This is a genomic window from Variovorax sp. GW821-FHT10C12, from assembly GCF_059415405.1.
In genome coordinates, this window is the sequence record NZ_JBWKNE010000006.1 from 133925 (window position 1) to 157328 (window position 23404).

Consider the following 23404-nt stretch of genomic DNA (forward strand, 5'->3'; position numbering starts at 1 on the left):
TTCAGGTGGGGGAACGGGGAACGGCGGGCTGCGACGCGGCCAGCCGCCGCTCGATGCAGCGCGCCAGCTTCTCGACGGCGCGCAGGGCCAGGTCGCTTTGCGGGTACGCGCGGCAGGCCAGCACGTAGCCCTGGGCTTCTTCTTCGGCGCTGACGTGGCAGCGGCTCATGCGCTCGCGGCGCACGGCGCCCGACTCGATGCGCACCTTGCACACGCCGCAGCCGCCGCCGCGGCAGCCGACCGGGATGCCCTTGCGGCCCAGCTGCTCCATGCCGCCGAGCAGGGTCTGGTCGGCGCGGCACAGGTAGTGCTCTTGGGTGTTGCCGATGGCGACAGAGAAGCTCATGGACGGCTCCACGTCACAGCGCCTTGAACAGCGGGCTGCGCGGCGCTGCAGAGGCCGCATCGGCGGCGGTGAAGAATTTCTCGGTGTAGATGTCACGCTCGAACAGGCGGCCCTGCATCAGCGTGGCGATGCAGGCCTCGGTCATCGGCGGCGGCCCGCACAGGTAGGCCTTGTGGCCACGGAAGTCGTTCGCGAAGTGGGCCTTCAGCACCTCGTGCGCAAAGCCGCGCGCGCCGTGCCAGTCGCTGTCGGCTGGCAGGTCGGACAGCACGGGCACGTAGGTGAAGTTGGGGTGCTGTTCGGCGAGCTGCTCGAAGAGTTCGCGAAAGTACAGCTCTTCGGCATTGCGCGCGCCCTGCACCAGCGTGATCGGCAAGGTGCAGCCTTCGGCCAGCAGGTCGAGCACCATCGACTTCGGGCTCGACAGGCCCGAGCCGCCGGCCACGAAGATCATCGGCAGGCCCGCCGACTTGCGCACGAAGAAGCGGCCATTGGGCGCGGTGAAGCGCAGGCGCTGGCCCAGCTGCAGTTCGTCGTGCAGCCAGCCGGTGGCGCGGCCGTTGGGCACGCGGCGGATGTGCAGCTCGACGAGGTGGTCGTCGGGTGCGTTGGCGATCGAGAAGGCGCGCGCGCCCTCCACGCCCGGCACGTGCAGCATCACGTACTGGCCGGCCTGGAACGGCGCCGGCCGGTCGGTGCGCAGCCACAGGCCGCGGATGGTGGGCGTGAGCATGCGGGCCTCGACCAGCTCGGCGTCGAAGTCTTCCAGCGGCAGGAACTGCGCGTCGGGGTCTTCGTCGATCTCGGCCTCGATGACCAGGTCGGCCTGCGCCATCGCGCAGCACGCGAGGATCTTTCCGTCGTCGCGCTCGAAGTCCATCAGCGCGAAGTTGGACGCATCGCCGTGCTCGCACTCGCCTTCGAGCACCTGCACCTTGCAGGTGCCGCACACGCCGTGGCCGCAGGCGTGGGGCAGCCACACGCCGGCGCGCAGGCAGGCGTCGAGCACGGTCTGTCCGTCGCGCGCCGCCACAGCCTGGCCGAGCGGCTCGATCATGATCTGGAAGCTCATGGCAAGGCCCTCCGGTACTCAGCTGAACGAGCCGCCGATGCCCGTGAGCCCGGGCGTGCGAAAGCGCAGCGCCGACTTGTGGACCAGGCCGTTGTCGGCCAGCGACTTCGCCGCGTCGGGCGCGAAGGGCTTGCCGGAGTCGAACCATTCGACCTTCGACCAGTCGACCTTTTCGAAGTCGGGGTGGCTGCCGTACACGCCGGGCAGCACGTCGCTGATGAGCGCGCCGAAGGGCATGGTCGCGGGCAGCGGCAGGCACACGGGGGCGCAGAAGAGCAGGTGGTCTTCCCAGCCGATGTAGAGCAGGCGGTTGCCGTGGAAGCGGTCTTCGCTGTCCATGACGGTGCCGGTGTAGCCGGGGGCGAGTGCAACAACAGACATGTCGGTCTCCTTTTTTGGGGTGAGCGCCGCCCGCACCGTGCGTGGGGCACGGCGAGAGCGCGGGGGTCGATGAGGGGTGGTGGGGCCTGGGTGCTCAGGCCACCTTGGGCTCGGCCGCCGACAGGTCCTGCCCTGTCCAGCGTTCCCAGTTGGCCTTGTCGGGCGAGGTGTTGAACTCGCCGTTGTCGGCGCCGACGTTGATGTGGTAGTAGTCGAGCACGGCCGCCAGCGGGTTGAAGCCTTCCACCGTCGGGTCGGTGCCCTCGGGGAAGCAGTTGCCCTGGTAGATCTGGTGCACCGGCAGCCAGGCCTGCACGTACTTCTCGGGCTCGCCGTCGAACACGTCCTTGCAGCCGTCGGAGCAGAAGTGGTACTTCATGCCGTGGTAGCTGCTCTCGCGGTAGCAGATCTTGGTGGGGTCGTCGGGCTCGGTGAAGGCCATCGGGATCTGGCAGGTCTGGCACAGCATGGGCAGCGTGTTGTTGAACCAGCGCTTGCCCTGCTTCTCCTGCTCGGCCAGCCACTCGAAGCGCGGGCGGTACAGGCTGTCGAAGGTCTCGGGGTACTTCTCGGCCAGCCAGGTCATCTCGTCTTGCTTGGGCACCCAGACGTTGAAGTTGGCAGCGTGGCCGTAGTTGTTGAAGATGGCCCAGGCCTCGTGCGAGATGCGGCTCTTTTCCTTCGAGGCCACCTCGTGGTACTTGGGCATGCGGATGCCGTAGCGCGCGAGGTCTTCGAACAGCGCGCCGCCGTTCTTCTCGAAGTACATCTCCCAGGCCTCGGACCAGCTCATGACGCGCTTGGGCAGCATGTAGTCCATCATCATCGCGACCAGCGTGAGCAGGCGGTAGCCGCGCCAGAACCACTTGTCGACCCACTTCTGCACGATGGGCACGTTGTCCGGGTCCTGCTCGAGGATGAACTTCACCACCTCCAGGCCCAGCGTCATGTGGCGCGACTCGTCGCTCTGCGCCGAGAAGCCGAAGGTGACGGTGGCCATGTCGCCGTTGTAGGCGGCGCCACTCATGAAGGGCATGAACAGCAGGTTGGTCAGCACGTACTCGAACGAGAACGAGATGGCGGTGATGAACTCGAAGGGCCCCGCGCTCATCGCGTCCTCGAAGTAGCTCTTGGGCACCGACAGGTACCACACGCGGTCGTGCATGTGCTGCGGGTCGTGCAGGCCGTGGAAGTACTTGTTGAAGTGGCTGATGGTGTGGAACTGCGTCTGCGCATGGCGCAGCTCGTCGATCGACTGCATCTGGCAGGCCACGCGCGCGCCCACGCCGCGCAGCGAACGCCCGGCCATGGCATAGCCGCGGTGCGCCGCGTACTCCAGCGGCGAGACGCCGGTGAGGAACAGCTTGAGCGTGTTCAGGTAGCGCGGGTCGCTGATGTTGAACTGGCCGTTGTTCTGCTGGAACGCATCGATGATCGCGTAGAGCTTCTTTTCCTTCTCGCCCTGGAACTTCCAGTAGGCGTCCATCGTGAGGCGGAACGGGTCTTCCCACTGATCCCAGTCGTGGATCTTGATGCCCTCGAACTTGTCGAAGGGAAACACGTCGTCCATCGACTGGTAGGTGGTCTCCCAGCCGAGGCCGCGCGTCATCATGGCGTAGCGTTCCTTCAGGCCGAGGCGCGGGGTCGTGGGGGTCTTTGCTGCTGCTTGGGTGGTCATGGCGTGGTCCTTGGTCGTGGTCCGGTGGGGGCTGGGCTCAGGCACCCCAATGGAGGGTGAATTCGTCGTCGGTTTCTTCGATGCTTCCGGACAGCGAGATCAGGCTCAGGTGCAGTTCCTGCAGGTCCCAGCGGCGCCCGACCAGGGCTTCGACGCTCTCGCGGCGGATCACGAGGCGGCCGGGCGCATCGATCTTCACCATCGCGGGGTACTCGGTGACGGTGGCCCCGGGGTTGTCGGCCACGATGGCCTCGACGATGGCGCGCGCGGCCTCGCCGGTCTGCAGGGCGATGAAGACGGGCGGTCGGGACACTTCGGCGGTGGCGGTGGTCATGGGAGGGTCTCCTTGGTTCGATCGGTTCAGGCAGTGGTGCCCGTGCGCACCAGCCGGGCCACGCGCGCATCGAGCGCGGTGTGCAGCGTCTTCAGCACCTCGGCACCCTGTGCGCCCAGGGCCAGCGCGGCCAGCGGCGCCAGCGCCTGCACGGCCTGGTCGCGCCAGCTCGCGTACCACTGCGCGAGCAGCTCGGCGTTGGCGGGCGATTCGTCGGCGGCGGTCTTCAGCGTGGCGTCGACCCAGCGCACGTTCTCGTCGAACCACTCGTTCATGAACTCGGTCAGCATCGCCAGCGCGTTGCCGGTGGCGGCGCTGTGCGCGTTCACGTAGTGGCGGTAGACCAGCGGGTACAGCAGGCCGTCGAGCACGAGGTTCTGGGCCACGAACACCTCGAACCAGTCCTTGGTGACGAACAGGTTCTCCATCAGGCGGCGCACGCCCTGCCAGGCCGGGTGCGCGAGCCAGGCCTGCTTGCCGGCGTCCAGCGCGCGGCCCGAGTTGGCGTCGATCTGCAGGCCGACGCGCGAGAGGTACTGCGCAATGCCCAGGCGGTCCATGGCCGCGTAGATGAAGGGCTGCGTGATCGCCGTGCCGTAGCCGTAGCCGCAGCAGTAGCTGTGGTTCATGTTGGCGCCCCACTCGTAGTGGCGCAGCGGCACCAGCACCTGCTGCAGCGACTCGCGCACGCCCGCATCGGCCTGGGCCAGCAGCTGGCGCTTCTCGGCGAACTCGAACTGGCGGTCGGCGCCTTCCCCCTGGCGCGCGCGGGTCATCGTGTACACGCCGTAGTAGTAGTGGCGCGGGTCCTTGAAGCTGTACCAGTCGGCCATCACGAGCGCCGTGCGGCGCTTGTCGTACAGCGCGTGCTGCGGGTCCCACAGCGGCCGGTAGTGGAAGTTGGCGGTGGGCTGCATGTCCAGCGTGGCCTCCTGGTAGCGCGAGGCCGGCTTGTCGCCGAGCCGCCGCGCCACATGCGAGAAGGTCTGCCGGATCGGCCGGATGTCCGAGGTCTTGATGTCGACTTGCACGGGGTGTCTCCTTGGTTGTCGCGGGAAAAACTGCGGGGGGTCGTCAGTGGTCGATGCCGGGCGCGCCGAAGCGCCACTTCATGCGCTCGAAGTCCAGCCGCGCGCCCTCTTCGGTGCTCAGGTGGCGCACCGCGTGGCGCGCGCAGAACTCGCGGAACTGGTCGAACTGCAGCACCAGCTCCACGGCCAGCTCGGGGTCGCCGATGGCGAACTCGAACTCCACGAAGCGCGTGCCGCGCGTGCCGGTGACGCGCACGAAGCACGGCTGGCCGGTCATCTGGGCGGCGCTGCCGCTGCGGGGGTCGGGCTGCATCGAGGGCATCACTTGTTCAATCCATCAACAGGTGGACGGCACCAGCGCCGCCCGGCCTGATAAGGGCAACGGGCGTGCCAGCGTGGCTAAGTGATTGATTTGCATGGGCCCGCTGCGCCTGCGGGCCCGAAGCACCGGGAAGTCCCGGATGCTGGTTTGATCATTTGCTGCAGTGCAGCTTGATCAAATGGTGAAAAACCGGAAAACGCCGGCCGGCGTCCGCTCAGGACGTGGGCAGGCCTTCTTTTTTCAGACGGTAGGCCAGCTGCGGGCGCGTGATGCCCAGGATGCGCGCGGCCTGCGACAGGTTGCCCTTGGCGCGCTGCATCGCGGTCTGCATGAGGCGCTGCTCGAGCGAGGCGATGTCGATGTTCTGCTCGAGCACGCGCTGGCACAGCGCGTCGAGTTCGCTCGCGTCGGCACCCGAAGCCGACGCGCCCGTGGCGACCTTGCCGCTGGCGTCGAGCTGGTTGTCGGGCGGCGCGCCCGGCGGCTGCATCCACAGGTGGCAGGCTTCGATGTCGCCGTGGTCGGGCGCCAGCAGCACGGCGCGCTCGATCACGTTCTCGAGCTCGCGGATGTTGCCGGGCCAGGCGTGCTTGTGCACGTCGAGCGCGGCCTTGTCGGTCAGGCCGCGCAGCTTCTTGCCGTACAGCGCGCTGTACTTCTCGACGAAGCGCGCCACCAGCGCCGGGATGTCGGCGGTGCGCTCGCGCAGCGGCGGAATCTGGATCGGGAAGGTGTTGAGCCGGTAGAACAGGTCGGTGCGGAACTTGCCCGCCTGCATGGCCTGCTGCAGGTTGACGTTGGTGGCGGCCACGATGCGCACGTCGACCTTGGTCGGCTGCTCGGCGCCCAGGCGCTCGACCTCGCCGGTCTGCAGCACGCGCAGCAACTTGACCTGCGCGGCCAGCGGCAGGTCGCCCACCTCGTCCAGGAACAGGGTGCCGCCGTGGGCGCGCTCGAAGCGCCCGGCGCGCGCATGGTGGGCGCCGGTGTAGGCGCCCTTTTCCACGCCGAACAGCTCGGCCTCGATCAGGTCGGCCGGGATCGCCGCGCAGTTGACGGCAATGAAGGGCTGCTTGCCGCGCGGCCCGTTGTCGTGCAGCCAGCGAGCGAACACTTCCTTGCCGACGCCGGTCTCGCCGAGCAGCAGCACGGTGATGGCACTGTCGACCGCGCTGCGCATGAGCTCGAAGGCGGCACGGAAACCCGGCGACACGCCGACCAGCTTCTGGTCGTACTCGCGGCGCGGCTGCAGGCGGCGCAGGTGCTGCAGGCCGAGGTTGAAGTCGATGAGCTTCTCGGCCACGTGGTGCTGGCGGAAGTACTCCAGGTAGTGCTCGTCGTTCCACGCCTCGGCGGCCTGGCCGACGATGCGGCAGCGGCTGTCGCCCATGCTGGTGCACTCGACTTCCTTGAACACCACGAGCCGCCCCATGAAGGCGGTGGTGTAGCCCGAGGCATAGCCGATCTGCGACCAGCACTGCGGGTCTTCCCCGTAGCCGAAGTCGGCCACGTGGGCTTCGCATTCCCAGGAGTTCTCCCAGAGGAATTCGCCGTAGAAATGCTTGGTGGCCACGTCGAGGTCGACCTGCACCTTCTGCACCGAGACGATGCCCTCGATGGAATGCAGGCGCGGCCCGAGCATGAAGGCGTCTTCGGCGCGCATGCCGGCAAGGCGCTCGCGCACGGCCACCTCGCCGTCGCGCAGGCCGGAAGCAAAACCCATGCGCACCAGCAGGCCGCGCGCACGCTCGATGCCCAGCGAGTCGAGCAGTTCGCGGCGCAGTTCGGCGAAGGCCCGGGCATGCATGAGCAGCATGCGCTGCTCGTCCAGCCAGATGTGGCCCGAGCCGGCGCTGAAGCGCAGGAGAGAAAGAAGTTCTCCCACCATGTCCCCTTTACTTGTCTGGAATCCGTTCCTCCTACATTCTCCTGCAAGGACGGACGACAAGGCTGCTCAATCAACAGGCAACGTGGTGCGAAGCCGCGCCAATGCTCGCTCTGCGGGTCCGCCTCCTCAAGCAACCCACAGAGTTATGCACAGAAAGAACGAACAACTGTCATCAGGTTGACTTGGCCGCGACGTAGCCCTTGAACTGCTCGCGCAGCTTGGTCTTCAGCAGCTTGCCGGTGGCTGTATGCGGCAGGCTGTCGACGAAAGCCACGTCGTCGGGCAGCCACCACTTGGCCACGCGCTGCGAAAGAAAAGTGAGCAGTTCCTCGCCCGTGACCTCCGCGCCTGCACGCTTCACGACGATCAGCAGGGGCCGCTCCTGCCACTTCGGATGCGCGATGCCGATCACTGCGGCCTCGGCCACGGCCGGGTGCGCGCTGGCCGCGTTCTCCAGGTCGATCGACGAGATCCACTCGCCGCCCGACTTGATGACGTCCTTGGCGCGGTCGACCAGCTGCACATAACCGTCGGCGTCGATGTTGGCCACGTCGCCGGTCGGAAAGAAGCCCTCGGCGTCGAGCACGTCGCCGCCTTCGCTGCGGAAGTAACCGCTCGCAATCCACGGACCGCGCACATGCAGGTGGCCGAAGGCCACGCCGTCGTGCGGCAGGCGCTGGCCGTTCTCGTCGACGATCTTGAGCTCCACGCCCCACACGCCGCGGCCCTGGCGCATCTTGACCGTGGTCTGCTCATCTTTCGGGAGCGCGAGGTGCTTGGGCAGCAGGTTGCCGATCACGCCGATGGGGCTGGTCTCGGTCATGCCCCAGCCCTGCACGAAGTCGGCGCCGAAGTCGCGTTCGAAGCGCTCGATCATGGCGCGCGGCGTGGCGGCGCCGCCCACGCCGATGCGCTTCAGGCCGATGGCGCGGGTGTCGATCTCGGGATGGGCGTCGAAGTACTGGAACAGCATGAGCCACACGGTGGGCACCGCCTGCGAGAAGCTCACCTTCTCGTCGCGCATGAGCTCGTACAGGCTCTGGCCGTCCAGGTGCGGGCCGGGCATGACGAGCTTGGCGCCCACCATCGGCGCCGAATACGGCATGCCCCAGGCGTTGGCGTGGAACATGGGCACGGCCAGCAGCAGCGTCATCTGCGAGCACACGCCGAAGGTGTCGGGCGCGCATTCCATCAGCGAATGCAGCACGGTGGAGCGGTGCGAATACAGCACGCCCTTGGGATTGCCCGTGGTGCCTGACGTGTAGCACAGCGACGAGGCGGTGCGCTCGTCGAACTCGGGCCAGGTGTAGTCCTCGCTCTGCGCGCCGATGAGCTCGTCGTAGCACAGCAGGTTAGGCACGTCGATGGCCGGCATGTGGGCGCGGTCGGTCATGGCGACGAAGGCGCGCACGCTCTTCAGTTTGGAGGCGAGCTTCTCGACCAGCGGTGCGAAGCTGGTGTCGAAGAACAGCACCTTGTCTTCGGCGTGGTTGACGATGTAGTCGATCTGTTCCGGAAAGAGGCGCGGGTTCACCGTGTGCAGCACCGCGCCCGAGCCCGACACGCCGTAGTACAGCGCCAGGTGCCGGTAGGTGTTCCACGCCAGCGTGCCCACGCGGTCGCCGGGCGCCACGCCCAGCGCCTTCATCGCGTTGGCCACCTGCTTGGAGCGCCGTTGCACCTCGCGGTAGTTGGTGCGGTGCACCGGGCCTTCGACGGTGCGCCCGACGATCTCGACGTGAGGGTGGAAGGTGGCCGCGTGGTCGATCAGCGACGAGATCAGCAGCGGGCGGTCCTGCATCAGTCCGAACATGGTGTGTGTCTCCTGTGGTTCTTTTGAGCGTGCGTCTGCGAAGGCTACTTCACGGCAATCGAATCGCCCATGGGCTCGAACTCCTTGCCGTTGAACTGCACCAGCTGCAGCGTGTTGAACGGGAAGTAGTCGGTGGCCGAGGTGTTCAGCGCAATGCCCGGCAGCAGCATGCCGGTGCGCATGTTCTTCAGCGTGGTGGCCTGCTTGAGCACGTTCTCGCGCGTGAGGTTGTCGCCCGAGGCCTTGAGCACCGTCTCCATGGCCTGCGCCACGCCGTAGCCGTACACGCCGGCGGCGTTGTTCACGTCTTCGTTGGGTGCGTACTTCTTCATGAAGGCCAGGAACTCCTGCGTGGCCGGGTCGTTGGCCCAGCGCGGCTGCGCGGCGTCCTTGAAGAAGGCCATGGCCATGATGCCCTTCGACTTTTCGAGGCCCGCGGGCTCCAGCGTCATCTTCACGTAGGCCGACACGTAGGTGAGGTACTGCTGCTTCGGCTTCCAGCCGATGTCCCAGGCCTTGCGGATGGCCTGCGCCGCGAAGCGCGCGGTGGCGAAGTTGACGAACACGTCGGCGCCCGACGACTGCAGCTTGATGATCTGCGAATCGACCGTCGGGTCGGCCACTTCGAACGAGGCCTCGGCCACCACCATCGAGGCCTTGTCGCCCAGGCCCTTCTTCAGGCCCTTGAGCAGGTCCTTGCCGAAGTCGTCGTTCTGGTAGAGCACGGCGATCTTCGCGTTCGGCATCGTCTTGAGGATGTTCTTCGCGTAGAGGCTGCCCTCGCCCTCGTAGCTGGGCATGTAGGGCGTGGTCCAGGGGTAGGCCTTGGGGTCGTTGAAGCGGTCGGCGCCCACGCCCAGGAACAGGTGCGGCACCTTCTTGGCGTTCATGTAGCGCTGGATCGCGGCATTCGAGGCCGAGCCCAGGTTGCCGTACACGGCGAGCACTTCGTCCTGCTCGACCAGCTTGCGCACCACCTCGGTGGTGCGCGGCGGCGTGTACTGGTCGTCGTAGCTGATGAGCGTGACCTTGCGACCGTTGATGCCGCCCTTGTCGTTCACCATCTTGAAGTAGGCCTCGTTGACCTTGCCGACGATGCCGTACGAAGACACCGGGCCGCTGTAGGGCATGGCCATGCCGAGCTTGATCTCGGTGTCGGAGGCGCCGGTGTCGTACTTCTTCTGCGCGAGGGCCGCGCCGGCGGTGAACAGGAGGGCCGCGCCGCCCAGGGCGGCAGCCAGTCGAACGATGGAGGTCATGGAAGCTTCAGTGGAAAAACGAAAAGGGAGATCAGGAAAGAAGCGCTCAGTCGCCGAGCACCTTGCCGAAGGGCTCATAGCGCGTGCCGTTGAAGCGCACCAGCTGCATGCGCTCGATCGGATAGAAGTCCGTCGGCGAGGTCTTCACCTCGATGCCCGGGTAGAGCATCGGCGGGCTGTACTGCAGGTTGGCCGCCACCTTCATGATGTTGGCGCGCGTGAGGTCGTCGCCCGCCTTGCGCAGCACCTGCTCCAGCGTCTGCGCCGACGAGTAGCCCAGCACGTTGAGCGAATCGCTCAGGTCGCCCGAGGGGTAGTACTTGCTGAACCAGGTCTTGTAGTCCTCGTACTCCTTGGAGCCCTTCCACATGTCGTCGGCCGGGTCGCGCAGGTAGGTGGCCGAGATCACGCCCACCGCGTTCTCGGGGCCGGCCGGCTTGATCACCGCCGACACCGACACCGACACGCTCGACAGGTACTGCGTGGGCTTCCAGCCGATGTCGGCCGCCTTGCGGATCGCCTGCGCCGCGAACTTGGGCGTGGTGATGCTGAAAAAGGTGTCGGCGCCCGAGGCCTTCAGGTTGACCATCTGGCTGTCGATGGTCGGGTCGGTCACCTCGTAGGTCGACTGCGCCACGATCATCGTCTTGGCCTTGTCGCCCAGCGCCTCGAGAAATCCCTTCAAAAAGTCCTTGCCGAAGTCGTCGTTCTGCATGAGCACGGCGATCTTCGCGTTGGGCTTGGTGGAGAGGATGTGCTGCGCGTAGATCTTTCCTTCGGTCTGGTACGTGGGCTGCCAGCCCATGGTCCAGGGGAAGGCCTTCGGGTCGCCGAAGCGCGTGGCGCCCGTGGCCACGAACAGCTGCGGCACCTTCTTGGCGTTCATGTAGCGCTGGATCGCCAGGTTGTGCGCCGTGCCCAGCGGCCCGAAGAGCACCAGCACTTCATCTTGCTCCACCAGCTTGCGCGCCTGCTCCACCGTCTTGGAGGGGTTGTAGGCGTCGTCCAGCGAGATGAACGTGACCTTGCGGCCGTTGATGCCGCCCTCGGCATTCACCTTGGCGAAGTAGCCCGCCGCCGCCTTGCCGATGGTGCCGTAGGCCGACACCGGGCCGGAGTACGGGACGATGTGGCCGATCTTGATCTCGGTGTCGCTCGCGCCCGGGTCGTAGCGCTTCTGGGCCTGCGCCGTGAAGGCGGTGGCGAGGCCGAGCGTGGCCGCGAGGCCTGCGCCCAGCAGGCGGCGGCGCGTGCCGGGGCGGGCGGAAATGAGGGAACGTGTCATGGTGTTGTCTCCGTCGTTCTCGTGAAAAAGAAGCTGCGGCCGCGGGCCTCTCACCGGCCTCGTGTCGGTCTCTGTCGGACCTCGTGCGGCGTTCGGGCTGGATGGTAGGCAGCGCCCCCTGCGCGTCACATCGTCGGAACGGACGATTGAGAGCGGCCGAGGGTTGCCCCTAGCATGAGCCTCGACACGGAGACAACATTCACCGCCGCGCAACGCGGCGCGCACCGAAGGCAAGCACCGCATGGACCTCACGCTCAATCCCCGCTACGAAGCCTTTCGCGACGAGCTGCGCGCGTTCCTGGCCACGCACGGCCACCGCTCGGCCTTCGCGCGCACCGCCGAACGCCCCGACGCCGACGCCCTCGCGTGGCAGCGCCTGCTGCTGGACCACGGCTACGCCGGGCGCACGGTGCCGCGTGAGTACGGGGGCCACGGCGCAGCGCCCGACGTGATGGCGTCGCACCTCATCACCGAGGAGTTCGCGCGCGCCGGCGTGGCACCGCCGCTGGGCAACCAGGGCATCTCGATGCTGGTGCCCACCCTGCTCGAGCTGGGCAGCGAGGCGCAGCGGCGCGAGTGGATCGGCCCCACCCTGCGCGGCGAGGTGGTCTGGTGCCAGGGCTACTCCGAGCCCGGCGCGGGCTCCGACCTGGCCTCGCTGCAGACGCGCGCCACCGAAGACGGTGGCGACTTCGTCATCAACGGCCAGAAGATCTGGACCTCGACCGCGCACGTGGCCGACATGATCTTCTGCCTCGTGCGCACCGAGCCCGGCGCCGCGAAGCACGCGGGCATCAGCTACCTGCTGTTCTCCATGAAGACGCCCGGCATCGAGGTGCGCCCGCTCAAGACCATGACGGGTCACGCCGAGTTCAACGAGGTCTTCTTCACCGACGTGCGCGTGCCGCAGCACCAGATCGTGGGCCAGCGCGGCGACGGCTGGAAGGTGGCCAACGCCACGCTCAAGCACGAGCGCGGCTCGCTCGGCAACCCCAACCTCACGACCCAGCGCTACCAGGAGCTCGCCACGCTGATGCAGACCGAGACCGTCGACGGCACGCGCCTCATCGACCAGCCCGTGCTGCGCGACCGCCTGATGCGGCTGCAGGGCCAGGTGCTGGCGCAGAAGTGCCACGGCCTGCGGCTGCTCACGGCCGCGGCCACCGGCGAAGACCCGGGCCTGGCCGCGCTGGTCGTGAAGCTGCAGGGCTGCGAGCTGCGCCACCAGCTGGCCGCGCTCGCCATCGACGCGCTGGGCGAGCTGGGCCTCCTGATGCCCGGCAGCGCGCACCTGCGCGCGCAGGCGCTCTGGCAGGAGCGCTACATGTTCGACCTGGGTTTGATCATCGGCGGCGGCACCGCGCAGATCCAGAAAAACATCATCGCGGAACGCGGGCTGGACATGCCGCGCGAACCACGACTGGCTTGAGACAAACGGAAAGAAGCACCCCATGGAATTCGCCCTCTCCGCCGACCAGAAGCTGCTGCAGGACAGCCTGCGCCGCGCGCTCGAACGTGCCTGTCCGCTCGACCGTGTGCGCCGCGTCGCGGTCGACGACCTGCCGCTGGACCGCGAGGTCTGGCGCACGCTGTGCGAGGTCGGCGTGCCGGCCCTGCTCGTGCCCGAGGCCTTCGGCGGGCTCGGCCTGTCGCTGCTCGACGCCGCGCTGGCCGCCGAGGAGCTGGGTCGCCATGTCGCGCCCACGCCGTTTCTCGGCACCGCCGTGCTCGCGCCGCTCGCGCTGTGCGAGGCCGGCAGCGCGGCGCAGCAGGATGAATGGCTGCCGCGCCTGGCGGCCGGCGAATGCATCGCCGGCGTGGCCATCGCCGAGGCCGTGGCCGGCGCACGCGACGGCGCCGGCGTGACGGCCAACACCAATGGCACGCTCGACGGCAGCGCGCTCTTCGTGCTCGACGCGGGCGCGGCCGATGTGTTCATCGTGGCCGACCGCTCAGGTGGCCTGCACCTCGTGCGCGCCGATGCACAGGGCCTCACGCGCGGCGCGCTGCGCAGCATCGACGCCACGCGCCCGCTCGGCGAGCTGCACTTCGCACAGGTGAGGGCCGAACCACTGCCCAACGCCAGCCCCGCCACGCTCGCGCGCCTGCGCAGCGCGGGCTGGGCCCTGCTCGCGGCCGACACGCTCGGCGCGGGCGAAGCCATGATCGGCCAGGCCGTGGCCTACGCCAAGGAACGCCGCCAGTTCGGCCGCGTGATCGGTTCCTTCCAGGCCGTGAAGCACCTGTGCGCCGAGATGGCCGCCGCGCTGGAGCCCGGCCGCGCCCTCGTCTGGTACGCGGCGCATGCCTTCGACGCATTGCCCGAAGAAGCCGCGCTGCTCGCCGCGCACGCCAAGTCGCACCTGAGCGAAACCGGCACTTTCGTCGCCCGCACCGCCACCGAGGTGCACGGCGGCATGGGCATCACCGACCTGCTGGGCCTGCACTACTGGTTCAAGCGCATCGGCTTCAACCGCCAGCTGCTCGGCGGGCCGGAGCGCGTGCGCCACCTGGCCGCCGAGATGCAGGGCCTTGTCGCCGCATGACCTCCCATCCCATGACCACACCATCCACCGCCCCCCGCATGCTCGAAGGCCTGCGCATCGTCGACCTCACCACGGTGATCTTCGGCCCCTACTGCACGCAGATCCTCGCGGACCTCGGCGCCGAGGTGGTCAAGGTCGAGCCGCCCGAAGGCGACAGCATCCGCATCATCGGCACGCCGCCCGTCACGCCGCTGATGAGCCCCGTGCACCTGCGGCTGAACCGCGGCAAGCGCTCCGTCGTCTGGGACCTGAAGAGCGAGGACGGCCGCGCCGCGATGCGCCGCCTCATCGAGACCAGCGACATCTTCATCCACAACGTACGCAGCGACGCCATCGCGCGCGCGGGCCTCTCGTACGACGACGTGCGCGCCATCCGCCCCGACATCGTCTACGTGCACTGCACCGGCTTCGACCAGCGCGGGCCGTATGCCGCGCTGCAGGCCTACGACGACATCATCCAGGCCGCCTCGGGCATCGCCTCGCTGCCGCCCAAGGTCGACGGCAACCCGCAGCCGCGCTACGTGCCGATGACCATGGCCGACAAGGTCTCGGGCCTGCATGCAGCGTACGCCGTGCTCGCCGCCGTGGTGCACCGGCTGCGCACCGGCGAGGGCCAGCAGGTGGAGGTGCCGATGTTCGAGTCGCTCGCCAGCTTCAACCTCGTGGAGCACCTGTGCGACAAGACCTTCGTGCCGCCCACCGGCCCCGCGCTGTACCCGCGCCAGATCGACCCCATGCGCCAGCCCATGCGCACGCGCGACGGCTACATCGCCATTGCGCCCTACCTGGACGACCGCTGGCTGCGCTTCTTCGAAGCGACCGGCCACCCCGAGGTGCTCGAGGCGCCCGAGCTGGCCGACAAGGCGCTGCGCCGCAAGCACATGAGCCGCATGTACGAAGCCGCCGCCGCCATCCTGCCCGAGCGCACCACGGCCGAGTGGCTCGACATTCTGAAGAAGGCCAACGTGCCCGCGATGCGCGTGAACGACATCGCCGACCTGCCCGACGACCCGCAGCTGCAGGCCGCCGGTCTTTTCCGACAGCGCACGCATCCGACCGAAGGCGCGTATCTTGAGGTGCGCCCGCCGGTGCGCTTCTCGGGCTATGCCTACGCCGACCTGTCGCACGCCGCGACACCCGGCCAGCACAGCGCCGAAGTGGCGCGCGAGCTGGGCGTGACCCTCATGAACGAACGAAAGAACGCCGCATGACCATGACCGTCTACGACGCCGTCGCAAGCCGCCGCTCGGTGCGCGAATTTCTCGACCGCCCCGTGCCGCCCGACACCATTCGCCGCGTGCTGCAGGCCGCGCTGCGCGCGCCCTCGGGCGGCAACCTGCAACCGTGGCACCTGCACGTGGTGGGCGGCGAGCGGCTCGATGAGCTCAAGGCCCTCATGCGCACCCGCGTGCAGGAAACACCCGGCGGCGAAGGCAGCGAGTACGACATCTACCCGCGCGAGCTGGTGGCACCGTATCGCGACCGCCGCTTCGCCGTCGGCGAGGCGATGTATGCGCGCCTGGGCATTCCGCGCGAAGACAAGGCCGCGCGTTTGAAATGGTTTGCGCGCAACTTCCAGTTCTTCGGCGCGCCGCTCGCGCTCTTCTGCACCGTCGACCGCCGCATGGGCCCCCCGCAGTGGTCCGACCTTGGGATGATGTTGCAGAACGTGATGCTGCTGCTGCGCGCCGAGGGCCTGGACAGCTGCCCGCAGGAGTGCTGGGCCATCTACCCGCAGACCATCGGCCGCTTCATCGACCTGCCGCCCGAACGCATGCTCTTCACCGGCATGGCCATCGGCTACGCCGACCGCGACAAGCCCATCGACGCCCTCGAGACCGAGCGCGCGCCGCTGGACGACGTGGCCGAGTTCATCGGCATCTAGGAAGGCAATCACCCATGGACGATTGGGAAAGCGCCTGGGCGCCGATGGTGGCGCGCGTGGGCGAAGACTTTGCGAACGGCGTGATCCGCTGGGGCGCCGACGTGATCGAGGCCGGCGCGGTGCGCCGCTATGTCGAGGTGCTGGAGTTCGACTGCCCGTTGCATCAAGGCCCAGATGCAGTGGCGCCATCGACCAGCCTCGCAAGCCTCACGCTGCCGCCCATGTGGGCCCCGGGCCAGCCGCCCGTGTTCACCAGCGAGGCGCGCAACGCCGAGCCCGAACGCAGCCCGCTCAAGGGCACGCGCCCCGAAGGCATGCCGCCCACCACCGCCTACATGGCGACCGACTACGAGGTCGACTACCTGCAACCCGCGCGCCTGGGCGACCGCCTGGGAAGGCGGGGCAACCGGCTCGTGCGCTGCGAGCCCAAGGCCACGAAGGTGGGAAAAGGCGCCTTCACGACGTGGGAGTACGACATCGTGAACCAGCGCGAAGAGGTCGTGGCCCGCTGCCGTTTCGGCATGTACCACTACCTGCCGCACTAGCGAACAAGCATCCGATTCGGTGCGGCCTCCCGCACCGGCGCACTGCGTCCCGTGCGCAGGGCATTGGGTGCTCCCCGCAGCGAAATCAAGGAGGAGGGGCGAAGCCCCGGGGGACATTCGCGGAGGGGAGTACCCGATGTCCTGTGCACGCGCCCTGAACCGACCCACAACGCCTCACAAGCAGAGCAACAAGATGAACTGGCAAACACAACGCCGCTGGGAAGAAGTCAACGAGGGCGACCCCTTGAACCCCGTGCCCTTCCCCCTCACCGTCTACCGCCTCGTGATGGCCGCCGGCGCCAACCGCGACTTCAACGCCATCCACCACAACACCGAGCACGCCCGATCGACCGGCGCCCCCGAGATGTACGCCAACGTCATGCTGCTGCAGGGCATGTGGGAGCGCGCGATTCGCGAGTACATCGGCACGGCCGGTGTGCTGCATGCCATCCGCGGCTTTCGCATGAAGTCGTTCAACACCGCAGGCGACACCGTCACCGTGCGCGGCCAGGTCGAGCGCAAGTGGATCGACGACAGCGCCGACACCGCGCACCGCCACCGCCTCGACCTGCGCCTGTGGAGCGAGAACCGCCACGGCGTGTCCGTCGGCCCCGGCATTGCCGTCGTGAGCCTGCCGCCCTGACAACGCACCCACACAGAAAAACCATCGGAGACAAGACAAACATGCACAGCAGATTCACCCGCCGCCACGCCCTCGCGCTGGCCGCCGCCCTGGCCACAAGCAGCGCCTTTGCGCAGCAGCCAACCTGGCCCGACAAACCCATCCGCATGATCGTGCCCTACGCCGCGGGCGGCGGCACCGACGTGTTCGCGCGCATCGTCGCCGAGGGCCTGGGCAAGCGGCTCGGGCAGAGCGTCATCGTCGACAACCGCCCCGGCGGCAACGGGCAGATCGGCATCACCGCCGTGCAGCGCGCACCGGCCGACGGCTACACCGTGCTGTTCTCGCTCACCTCCATCATCCAGAACCCGCTGCTGTACCCCAACGCCGGCTTCGATCCGTTCAAGGACTTCGTGCCCGTGTCGGAAGCCGGGCGCCTGCCCATCGTCTTCACCGTGAGCAACAAGCTCGGCGTCGACACCCTCGACGGCTTCGTCAAGCTCGCGCGCGCCGCGCCCGGCAAGTACTCGTACGGCTCCTACGGCAACGGATCGAGCGCCCACCTGTACGCCGAGGTGCTGCAGGACGCCGCGGGCATCCAGCTGCTGCACGTGCCCTACAAGGGCGAAGCGCCGGCCATCACCGACCTGCTCGGCGGCACCGTCGATGCCGTGTTCGTCTCGGCCAAGGGCGTGGGCCCGCACGTCGCGGCGGGCAAGGTGAAGTCGATCGCCGTGGTCGGCACCGCACGCGCCCCGCTCGCGGCCGGCGTGCCCACCTTCAAGGAACAGGGTTTCGCCGGCATGGAGTCGGTCGGCTGGTTCGGCATCTACCTGCCCGCCGGCACGCCGCAGCCCATCGCGCAGCGCCTGTCGGCCGAGGTCGCGCAGGTCGTGCAAAGCCCCGAGCAGGCCGCGCGCATCGAAGGCCTGGGCGTGATCCCGGTCGGCAGCACGCCCGCGCAGCTCACCGCCACCATGCGCGCGGACCATGCGCGGTGGAAGCAGGTGATCCAGGCCAAGAACATCAAGCTCGATTGAGGCCGCACGCCATGACACGTCTTTCCTCCACGCTCGGCATTGCACTCGCAGCCTTGTTCGCTCTGCCCGCCGCCGCGCAACAGCCACCGGTCGACTACCCCTCGCAACCCGTCACGCTCGTCGTACCCTTCCCCGCCGGCGGCATCACCGACAACATCGCGCGGCTGGTCGCGCAGGAACTCGGCACCGCCTGGGGCAAGCCCGTCGTCGTCGACAACCGCGTGGGCGCCAGCGGCACCATCGGCGCCGCCGCCGTCGCACGCGCCCCGAAGGACGGCCACACGGCCCTCTTCACCATCACCACGCACGTGCAGATGCCCGCGCTGCAGCGCAAGCTCTCGTACGACGCGGTGAAAGACTTCGCGGCCGTGTCGCAGATCGGCATCTCGACCTCGGCCCTGGTCGTGACGCCCGACGTGCCCGCGAAAACGCTGGCCGAACTCGTCACGCTGCTCAAGGCCGAGCCCGGCAAGTACTCCTACGGCTCGACCGGCGTGGCGACCACCTCGCACATCTACGGCGAGCTGTTCAAGAAAGAGGCCGGCGTCGACATGCCGCACGTGCCCTACAAGGGCGCCGCGCCCATGGTGACCGACCTGCTCGGCGGCCACATCCGCGTGGCCGTGCTCGACACCGGCACCGCCCTGCCCTACCTGCAAAGCGGCAAGCTGCGCGCGCTGGCGGCACTGGGCACGCAGCGCTCGGCCACGCTGCCGCAGGTGCCGACCTTCCAGCAGGCGGGCTACGCGGGCTTCGAGCCCTATGCGTGGATCGCGCTCTTCCTGCCGGCCGGCACGCCGCAGCCGCGCGTGGACAAGATGTCGAAGGCCGTGGCCGCCATCATCGCCAAGCCCGAGGTTCAAAAGAAGATGCGCGACATGAACATCGAGCCCGTGGGCAGCACGGCCGCCGAGTTCGCCGTGGTGCTGCGCCAGGACGCCGACACCTGGAAGCGCGTGATCGACAAGACCGGCATCCGCCTGGAGGACTGACCGATGACGCTCCCTCCCCTTTTTCGCGGCGCCCTCGAAGGCGTCAAGGTGCTCGACCTGTCGTCCGTGGTGCTCGGCCCGTTGGCCAGCCAGATGCTGGCCGACATGGGCGCCGACGTCATCAAGGTCGAGGCGCCGCAGGGCGACCTGGCCCGCTCGGTCGGGCCCGCGCGCCACAAGGGCATGTCGTCGCTGTACCTGTCGTGCAACCGGAACAAGCGCAGCCTCGTGCTCGACCTGAAGCAACCCGCCGCGCGCGGGGTGCTCGACACGCTGGTGCGCGGCAGCGACGTGCTCGTGCATTCGGTGCGCACCGACGCGGCGGCGCGCATCGGCATCGACGCGGCGCGGCTGCTGGAACTCAACCCGCGCCTCGTGAGCGCGCACGTCAAGGGCTTCTCGGACGAGGGACCGTATGCGGGCCTGCCGGCCTTCGACGACATCATCCAGGCCGCGTCGGGCTTGGCGCAGCTGCAGTCGATCTACACCGGCGAGCCGCGCTACATGCCCGCGCTCGTCGCCGACAAGACCACAGCGCTGTACGCGGCGTACGCCATCGTCACCGCGCTGTTCCACCGCGAACGCAGCGGCCAGGGGCAGGCCGTCGACGTGCCGATGTTCGAGACCATGACCGCCTTCAACATGGTGGAGCATCTGTGGGGCCACACCTTCCAGCCGCCCATCGACGACATGGTGTACGGCTCGATCCGCTCCGGCGTGCGCAAGCCCTTTCGCACGGCCGACGGCTACATCGCGCTGGTGCCCTACACCGACGCGCAGTGGCTGCGCTTCTTCGAAGTGGTGGGCCACCCCGAGCTGCGCGAGGACGAACGCTTTGCCACGCTGGCCGCGCGCGTGCGCAACCACACGGTGGTGTTCGGCGAACTCGAACGCGCCACCGGCGCACGCACCACAGCCGAATGGGTGTCTGCCTTCCGCCAGGCCGACATTCCGGCGATGCCGATCCAGACGCTGCAGCAGCTGCCCGACGATCCGCAGCTGAAGGCCAGCGGCCTGTGGCACGACGCCGAGCACCCGACCGAAGGCACGCTGCGCTTTCCCGGCGTGCCGTTCACGCTCTCTGCCACGCCGGGCGGCGTGCAGCGGCTCGCACCGTCGCTGGGGGAGCACACAGACGAGGTGCTGGGGGAGTTCGGGTTCGAACGCGCGGCGGTCGATGCGCTGGTGACCGCCGGCGTGGTGGCACGGGCCTGAGGTCTATTCGAGCTTCAGGTTCATGTCCTTGATCAGCCGCGACCACAGCAGGTTCTCGCGCCGCACCGCCGCCATCAACTCACCCGGCCCTTCACCCGAAGGCTCCAACCCCAGGCCGATCATCCGTTCCTGAAGATCGGGCTGTGCCACGGCCTTTCGCACCGCACCGGCCAGCTTGTCGATGGCCGGTTGCGGCGTGCCGGTGGGCACGAAGAAGCCCCAGAAGCCGCCGTGCTCGTAGCCCTTGAAACCCTGCTCGGTGAAGGTGGGAATCTGCGGTGCGAGCGGCATGCGGCGCGTGCCGAACACGCCCAGCAATTTCGCGCGGCCCGACTTCGCGTGCGGCAGCGCCTCGCCCATGGTGACGAAGCCGCCCTGTACCTGGCCGCCGAGGATGTCGATCATCAGCGGCGCGCCACCCTTGTAGGGCACGTGCGTCATCTGCAGGCCCTCGTCGCGCATGAGCTTCTCACCATAGAGGTGGCCCGACGAGCCCTGCCCCGCCGAGCCGAAGCTCAGCTTGCCGGGCTGCGCCTTGGCCATGGCGACGAACTCGCGCATGCTCTTGGCCGGCACGCCCTCGCCCACCGCGAACACGAGCAGGCCGTAGTTCGACAGCGACACGGGCGCGAAGTCCTTGAACACGTCGTAGCCGGGCTTGGCCATCAGCAGCGGCGCGAGCACGAAGGAGTTGACGGCGAACAGCAGCGTGTGGCCGTCGGCCGGCGCCTTCGCCACGAAGGACGCGGCAATGGCACCGTTCGCACCGGGCTTCGGGTCGATCAGCACCGGCTGGCCCAGCGGCTTGGCGATGCGTTCGCCGATGGTGCGCGCGATGCCGTCGACCAGCCCGCCGGCCGCCGACGACACGATCACCTTGATCGGCTGGGTCGGGTAGGCGTCGGCCGCCTGCGCCTTCGGCAAGGCACCGAGCGCGGGGGCCAGCAGTCCGCTCGCGCCCCATTGCGCGAATCGACGTCGTTGCAGCATGGAAGATGTCTCCTGTTGGTTTTCTTGACGAGGAAGGTCGTTCAGCCCGCCGCGCCCCACACGGCCAGCGCATCGAGCGCCTCGACCGTGCGGCCGTCCACCCGCAGCGGGTTGACTTCGAGCGAGACCAGCTCGGGGCCGAGCGAAAGCGCGGCGTTGCCGATGGCGGCCACGGCTTCGGCGATGGCGTCGCGGTCGGCCGCGGGCGCGCCGCGCCAGCCGTCGAGCAGGCGCGCGCCGCGCAGCTCGGCCAGCATGTCCTTCACCTCGGCGGGCGTCACGGGCAGCAGGCGCAGGCTGGTGTCGCGCAACGCCTCGACCCAGATGCCGCCGAGCCCCACGGCGAGCGCCGGGCCCCACTGCGGATCGCGCACGGTGCCGACGAACAGCTCGAGCCCGCCCTGGCGCATCGGCGCGACGAGGATGCCGTCGATCTCGGCCTCGGACCGCGCGGCACGCACGCGTGCATCCATCGCCTGCCAGGCAGCGCGCACCGCGTCGGCGCCCTGCAGGTTGAGCGCCACGCCGCCGACCTCGGTCTTGTGTGCGATCTGCGCCGAGGCGATCTTCAGCACGACCGGGCCGCCGAGTTCCTGTGCAATGCGCGCGGCCTCGTCGGCGCTGCGCGACAGCCGCACGGGCACCACGGGCACGCCGCGCTGCGAGAGCCACTCGAGCGTCTCGCGCTCCGAACGCAGAGGCTGCGCGGGCGGCGTGGCCGGCACTGCAGCAGCGACACCTTGCGCGCCCTGACGCCGGCGCAGCGTTTCCGACCAGCGGCGCACCGCCCCCGCCGCGCTCATCGCGTGGTGGATGCCGCAGGCGATGTGGCGGATGCCGGTCTCGGCGATGAGCTCGCGCGACCGCTCGCTCACCTGCATCACGTAGTGGCTGCAGACGATGGCCGGCACCGGGCTGGCCGACAGCCCGCGCGCCACCTGCGCGAGCACGGCGCGGTTGAGCGGCGTGTCGTTGGCCGGTGCGTTGGGCACGTCGGCCACCACGATGGCGGCGCCCAGCGCGGGGTCGCGCACCAGCGCTTCGAGCGCGTTGCCGAACAGCTCGGGCTGCAGCATGGCCGCGCCGGTCACGTCCAGCGGGTTCTGCGGCGTGCCGTAGCCCGGCAGCACCTCGCGCAGCGCGGCCTCGGTGGCGGGCGCGAGCGGCGTGAGCACCAGGCCTTCTTCCTCGGCGCGCTCGGCAAAGATCTCGCACATGCCGCCCGACATCGACACCGCCGCCAGCCCGCCGGCCGCGAAGGGCCCGGTCATGCTGGCGAAGGCGGCGGTGAACACCAGGTCCTCGATGGAGCGCACGCGCATCAGGCCCAGGCGCTGGCACATGGCGTCGAACACGCGGTCGTCGCCCACCAGCGAGCCGGTGTGGGCCTGCGCGGCCTGCGCGGTGATCTCGCTGCTGCCCATCTTCAGCACGACGATGGGCTTGGCCACGGCCAGCGCGCGCTCGGCCGCGGCGGCAAAGCGCTGCGGGTCGCGCACGGTCTCGGCGAACACGGCGATGGAACGTGTGTGCTCGTCGTCCACCAGGTAGTCGATGACCTCGGCGATGTCGATGTCCGACTCGTTGCCGGTCGACACCATGCGGCTCAGGCCGATGCCGTGCACCTGCGCCATGAACGACAGCTGCCCCGCCAGCGCGCCGCTTTGCGACACGATGCCCAGCGTGCCCGCCGGCAGCGGCTCGCGCAGCGAGGCGGTCCACACGGCCGAGCGGTCGACGAAGTTGACGAAGCCCAGGCAGTTCGGCCCGAGGATGCGCAGGCCGCGCGATCGCGCCTTGGCCGTGAGCTGGCGCTGGCGCTCGCGGCCTTCCTCGCCGGCTTCGGCAAAGCCCGAGCTCAGCAGCACGGCGTTGCCGATGCCCGCGCGCTGCAGGTCGGCCAGCGCGTCGTCGAGCGCGTCGGCCGGCACCATCAGCAGCGCCGTATCGACCGGCTCGCCGATGGCCTCGGCCGAGGTGGCCGCCGCCATGCCATGAAAGCTGCCGCCGCGCCGGTTGACCGGGTAGAGCTGGCCCGCATAGCCCAGCGTGCGCAGGCTGGCGAGCGCCGCGTTGGACCACACCGAGCGCTCCGTGGCGCCGACGAAGGCGATGGCCTTGGGGTGGAGGAAGCAGTGAAGAGAAGAAGAGGAAGTCATG

22 protein-coding genes are annotated in these 23404 nt (G+C 68.8%); 9 read left to right on the top strand and 13 right to left on the bottom strand.

Annotated elements, in window-relative coordinates; translation table 11 throughout:
• Position 1: 1 nt before the first annotated feature.
• The 11 genes from AC07OH_RS23650 to AC07OH_RS23700 all read right to left on the bottom strand — a co-directional run bounded on the left by AC07OH_RS23650 (position 2) and on the right by AC07OH_RS23700 (position 11409).
• Complete coding sequence (locus AC07OH_RS23650) at positions 2-346, bottom strand: 2Fe-2S iron-sulfur cluster binding domain-containing protein (RefSeq protein ID WP_495302329.1); 345 nt, start codon at positions 344-346, stop codon at positions 2-4.
• Positions 347-359: 13 nt separating this feature from the next.
• Complete coding sequence (locus AC07OH_RS23655) at positions 360-1418, bottom strand: NADH:ubiquinone reductase (Na(+)-transporting) subunit F (protein ID WP_495302330.1); 1059 nt, start codon at positions 1416-1418, stop codon at positions 360-362.
• An 18-nt stretch (positions 1419-1436) separates the two neighbouring features.
• The gene (locus AC07OH_RS23660; RefSeq protein WP_495302331.1) at positions 1437-1799 is read right to left on the bottom strand and encodes a phenol hydroxylase subunit P4; all 363 of its coding nucleotides are present in this window, start codon (positions 1797-1799) and stop codon (positions 1437-1439) included.
• A gap of 94 nt (positions 1800-1893) precedes the next feature.
• A complete protein-coding gene (locus tag AC07OH_RS23665) occupies positions 1894-3477 on the bottom strand; it encodes an aromatic/alkene/methane monooxygenase hydroxylase/oxygenase subunit alpha (RefSeq protein ID WP_354344629.1) in 1584 nt (527 codons plus the stop codon).
• Between the two features lie 37 nt (positions 3478-3514).
• Positions 3515-3811 (bottom strand): MmoB/DmpM family protein, encoded by a 297-nt coding sequence (locus AC07OH_RS23670; RefSeq protein WP_174250302.1) that lies wholly within the window; start codon positions 3809-3811, stop codon positions 3515-3517.
• A gap of 26 nt (positions 3812-3837) precedes the next feature.
• Positions 3838-4842 carry an aromatic/alkene monooxygenase hydroxylase subunit beta gene (locus AC07OH_RS23675; RefSeq protein WP_495302332.1) on the bottom strand — a complete coding sequence of 335 codons (1005 nt, stop codon included), beginning with the start codon at positions 4840-4842 and terminating at the stop codon, positions 3838-3840.
• A gap of 43 nt (positions 4843-4885) precedes the next feature.
• Complete coding sequence (locus AC07OH_RS23680) at positions 4886-5155, bottom strand: phenol hydroxylase subunit (protein WP_174250303.1); 270 nt, start codon at positions 5153-5155, stop codon at positions 4886-4888.
• 223 nt (positions 5156-5378) lie between these two features.
• Complete coding sequence (locus tag AC07OH_RS23685) at positions 5379-7052, bottom strand: sigma 54-interacting transcriptional regulator (RefSeq protein ID WP_492698655.1); 1674 nt, start codon at positions 7050-7052, stop codon at positions 5379-5381.
• A 172-nt stretch (positions 7053-7224) separates the two neighbouring features.
• Positions 7225-8865: a 3-(methylthio)propionyl-CoA ligase gene (locus AC07OH_RS23690; protein WP_492686512.1), complete on the bottom strand. Its 1641-nt coding sequence runs from the start codon at positions 8863-8865 to the stop codon at positions 7225-7227.
• 44 nt (positions 8866-8909) lie between these two features.
• On the bottom strand, positions 8910-10124 hold the full coding sequence (locus AC07OH_RS23695; RefSeq protein WP_062475166.1) for an ABC transporter substrate-binding protein: 1215 nt from the start codon (positions 10122-10124) through the stop codon (positions 8910-8912).
• Between the two features lie 46 nt (positions 10125-10170).
• On the bottom strand, positions 10171-11409 hold the full coding sequence (locus AC07OH_RS23700) for an ABC transporter substrate-binding protein (protein WP_390348541.1): 1239 nt from the start codon (positions 11407-11409) through the stop codon (positions 10171-10173).
• A gap of 241 nt (positions 11410-11650) precedes the next feature.
• On the opposite strand from AC07OH_RS23700, the gene AC07OH_RS23705 reads away from it, so the two are divergent.
• From AC07OH_RS23705 to AC07OH_RS23745, 9 genes are all read left to right on the top strand, one after another.
• Positions 11651-12838, top strand: a complete 1188-nt coding sequence (locus AC07OH_RS23705; RefSeq protein ID WP_495302333.1) for an acyl-CoA dehydrogenase family protein — start codon at positions 11651-11653, stop codon at positions 12836-12838.
• Between the two features lie 22 nt (positions 12839-12860).
• On the top strand, positions 12861-13955 hold the full coding sequence (locus tag AC07OH_RS23710) for an acyl-CoA dehydrogenase family protein (RefSeq protein ID WP_495302334.1): 1095 nt from the start codon (positions 12861-12863) through the stop codon (positions 13953-13955).
• 11 nt (positions 13956-13966) lie between these two features.
• On the top strand, positions 13967-15166 hold the full coding sequence (locus tag AC07OH_RS23715; protein WP_495302335.1) for a CaiB/BaiF CoA transferase family protein: 1200 nt from the start codon (positions 13967-13969) through the stop codon (positions 15164-15166).
• A gap of 2 nt (positions 15167-15168) precedes the next feature.
• Positions 15169-15840, top strand: a complete 672-nt coding sequence (locus AC07OH_RS23720) for a nitroreductase (RefSeq protein WP_495302451.1) — start codon at positions 15169-15171, stop codon at positions 15838-15840.
• Positions 15841-15854: 14 nt separating this feature from the next.
• Positions 15855-16385: a hypothetical protein gene (locus AC07OH_RS23725; RefSeq protein WP_492686506.1), complete on the top strand. Its 531-nt coding sequence runs from the start codon at positions 15855-15857 to the stop codon at positions 16383-16385.
• Between the two features lie 193 nt (positions 16386-16578).
• Positions 16579-17028, top strand: coding sequence for a hotdog family protein (locus tag AC07OH_RS23730; RefSeq protein WP_495302336.1), 450 nt, complete (start codon positions 16579-16581; stop codon positions 17026-17028).
• 41 nt (positions 17029-17069) lie between these two features.
• Complete coding sequence (locus AC07OH_RS23735) at positions 17070-18047, top strand: Bug family tripartite tricarboxylate transporter substrate binding protein (RefSeq protein ID WP_495302337.1); 978 nt, start codon at positions 17070-17072, stop codon at positions 18045-18047.
• Positions 18048-18058: 11 nt separating this feature from the next.
• Positions 18059-19039, top strand: coding sequence for a Bug family tripartite tricarboxylate transporter substrate binding protein (locus AC07OH_RS23740; RefSeq protein ID WP_495302338.1), 981 nt, complete (start codon positions 18059-18061; stop codon positions 19037-19039).
• A 3-nt stretch (positions 19040-19042) separates the two neighbouring features.
• Entirely contained in the window at positions 19043-20254 is a 1212-nt protein-coding gene (locus AC07OH_RS23745; RefSeq protein ID WP_495302339.1) for a CaiB/BaiF CoA transferase family protein, read from the top strand.
• Positions 20255-20257: 3 nt separating this feature from the next.
• Here the strand turns inward: AC07OH_RS23745 and AC07OH_RS23750 are convergent, their stop codons facing one another.
• Together AC07OH_RS23750 and AC07OH_RS23755 are read right to left on the bottom strand one after the other, a co-directional pair.
• Positions 20258-21244, bottom strand: a complete 987-nt coding sequence (locus AC07OH_RS23750) for a Bug family tripartite tricarboxylate transporter substrate binding protein (RefSeq protein WP_495302340.1) — start codon at positions 21242-21244, stop codon at positions 20258-20260.
• 41 nt (positions 21245-21285) lie between these two features.
• Entirely contained in the window at positions 21286-23403 is a 2118-nt protein-coding gene (locus AC07OH_RS23755) for an acetate--CoA ligase family protein (protein WP_495302341.1), read from the bottom strand.
• Between the last annotated feature and the right edge of the window lies 1 nt (position 23404).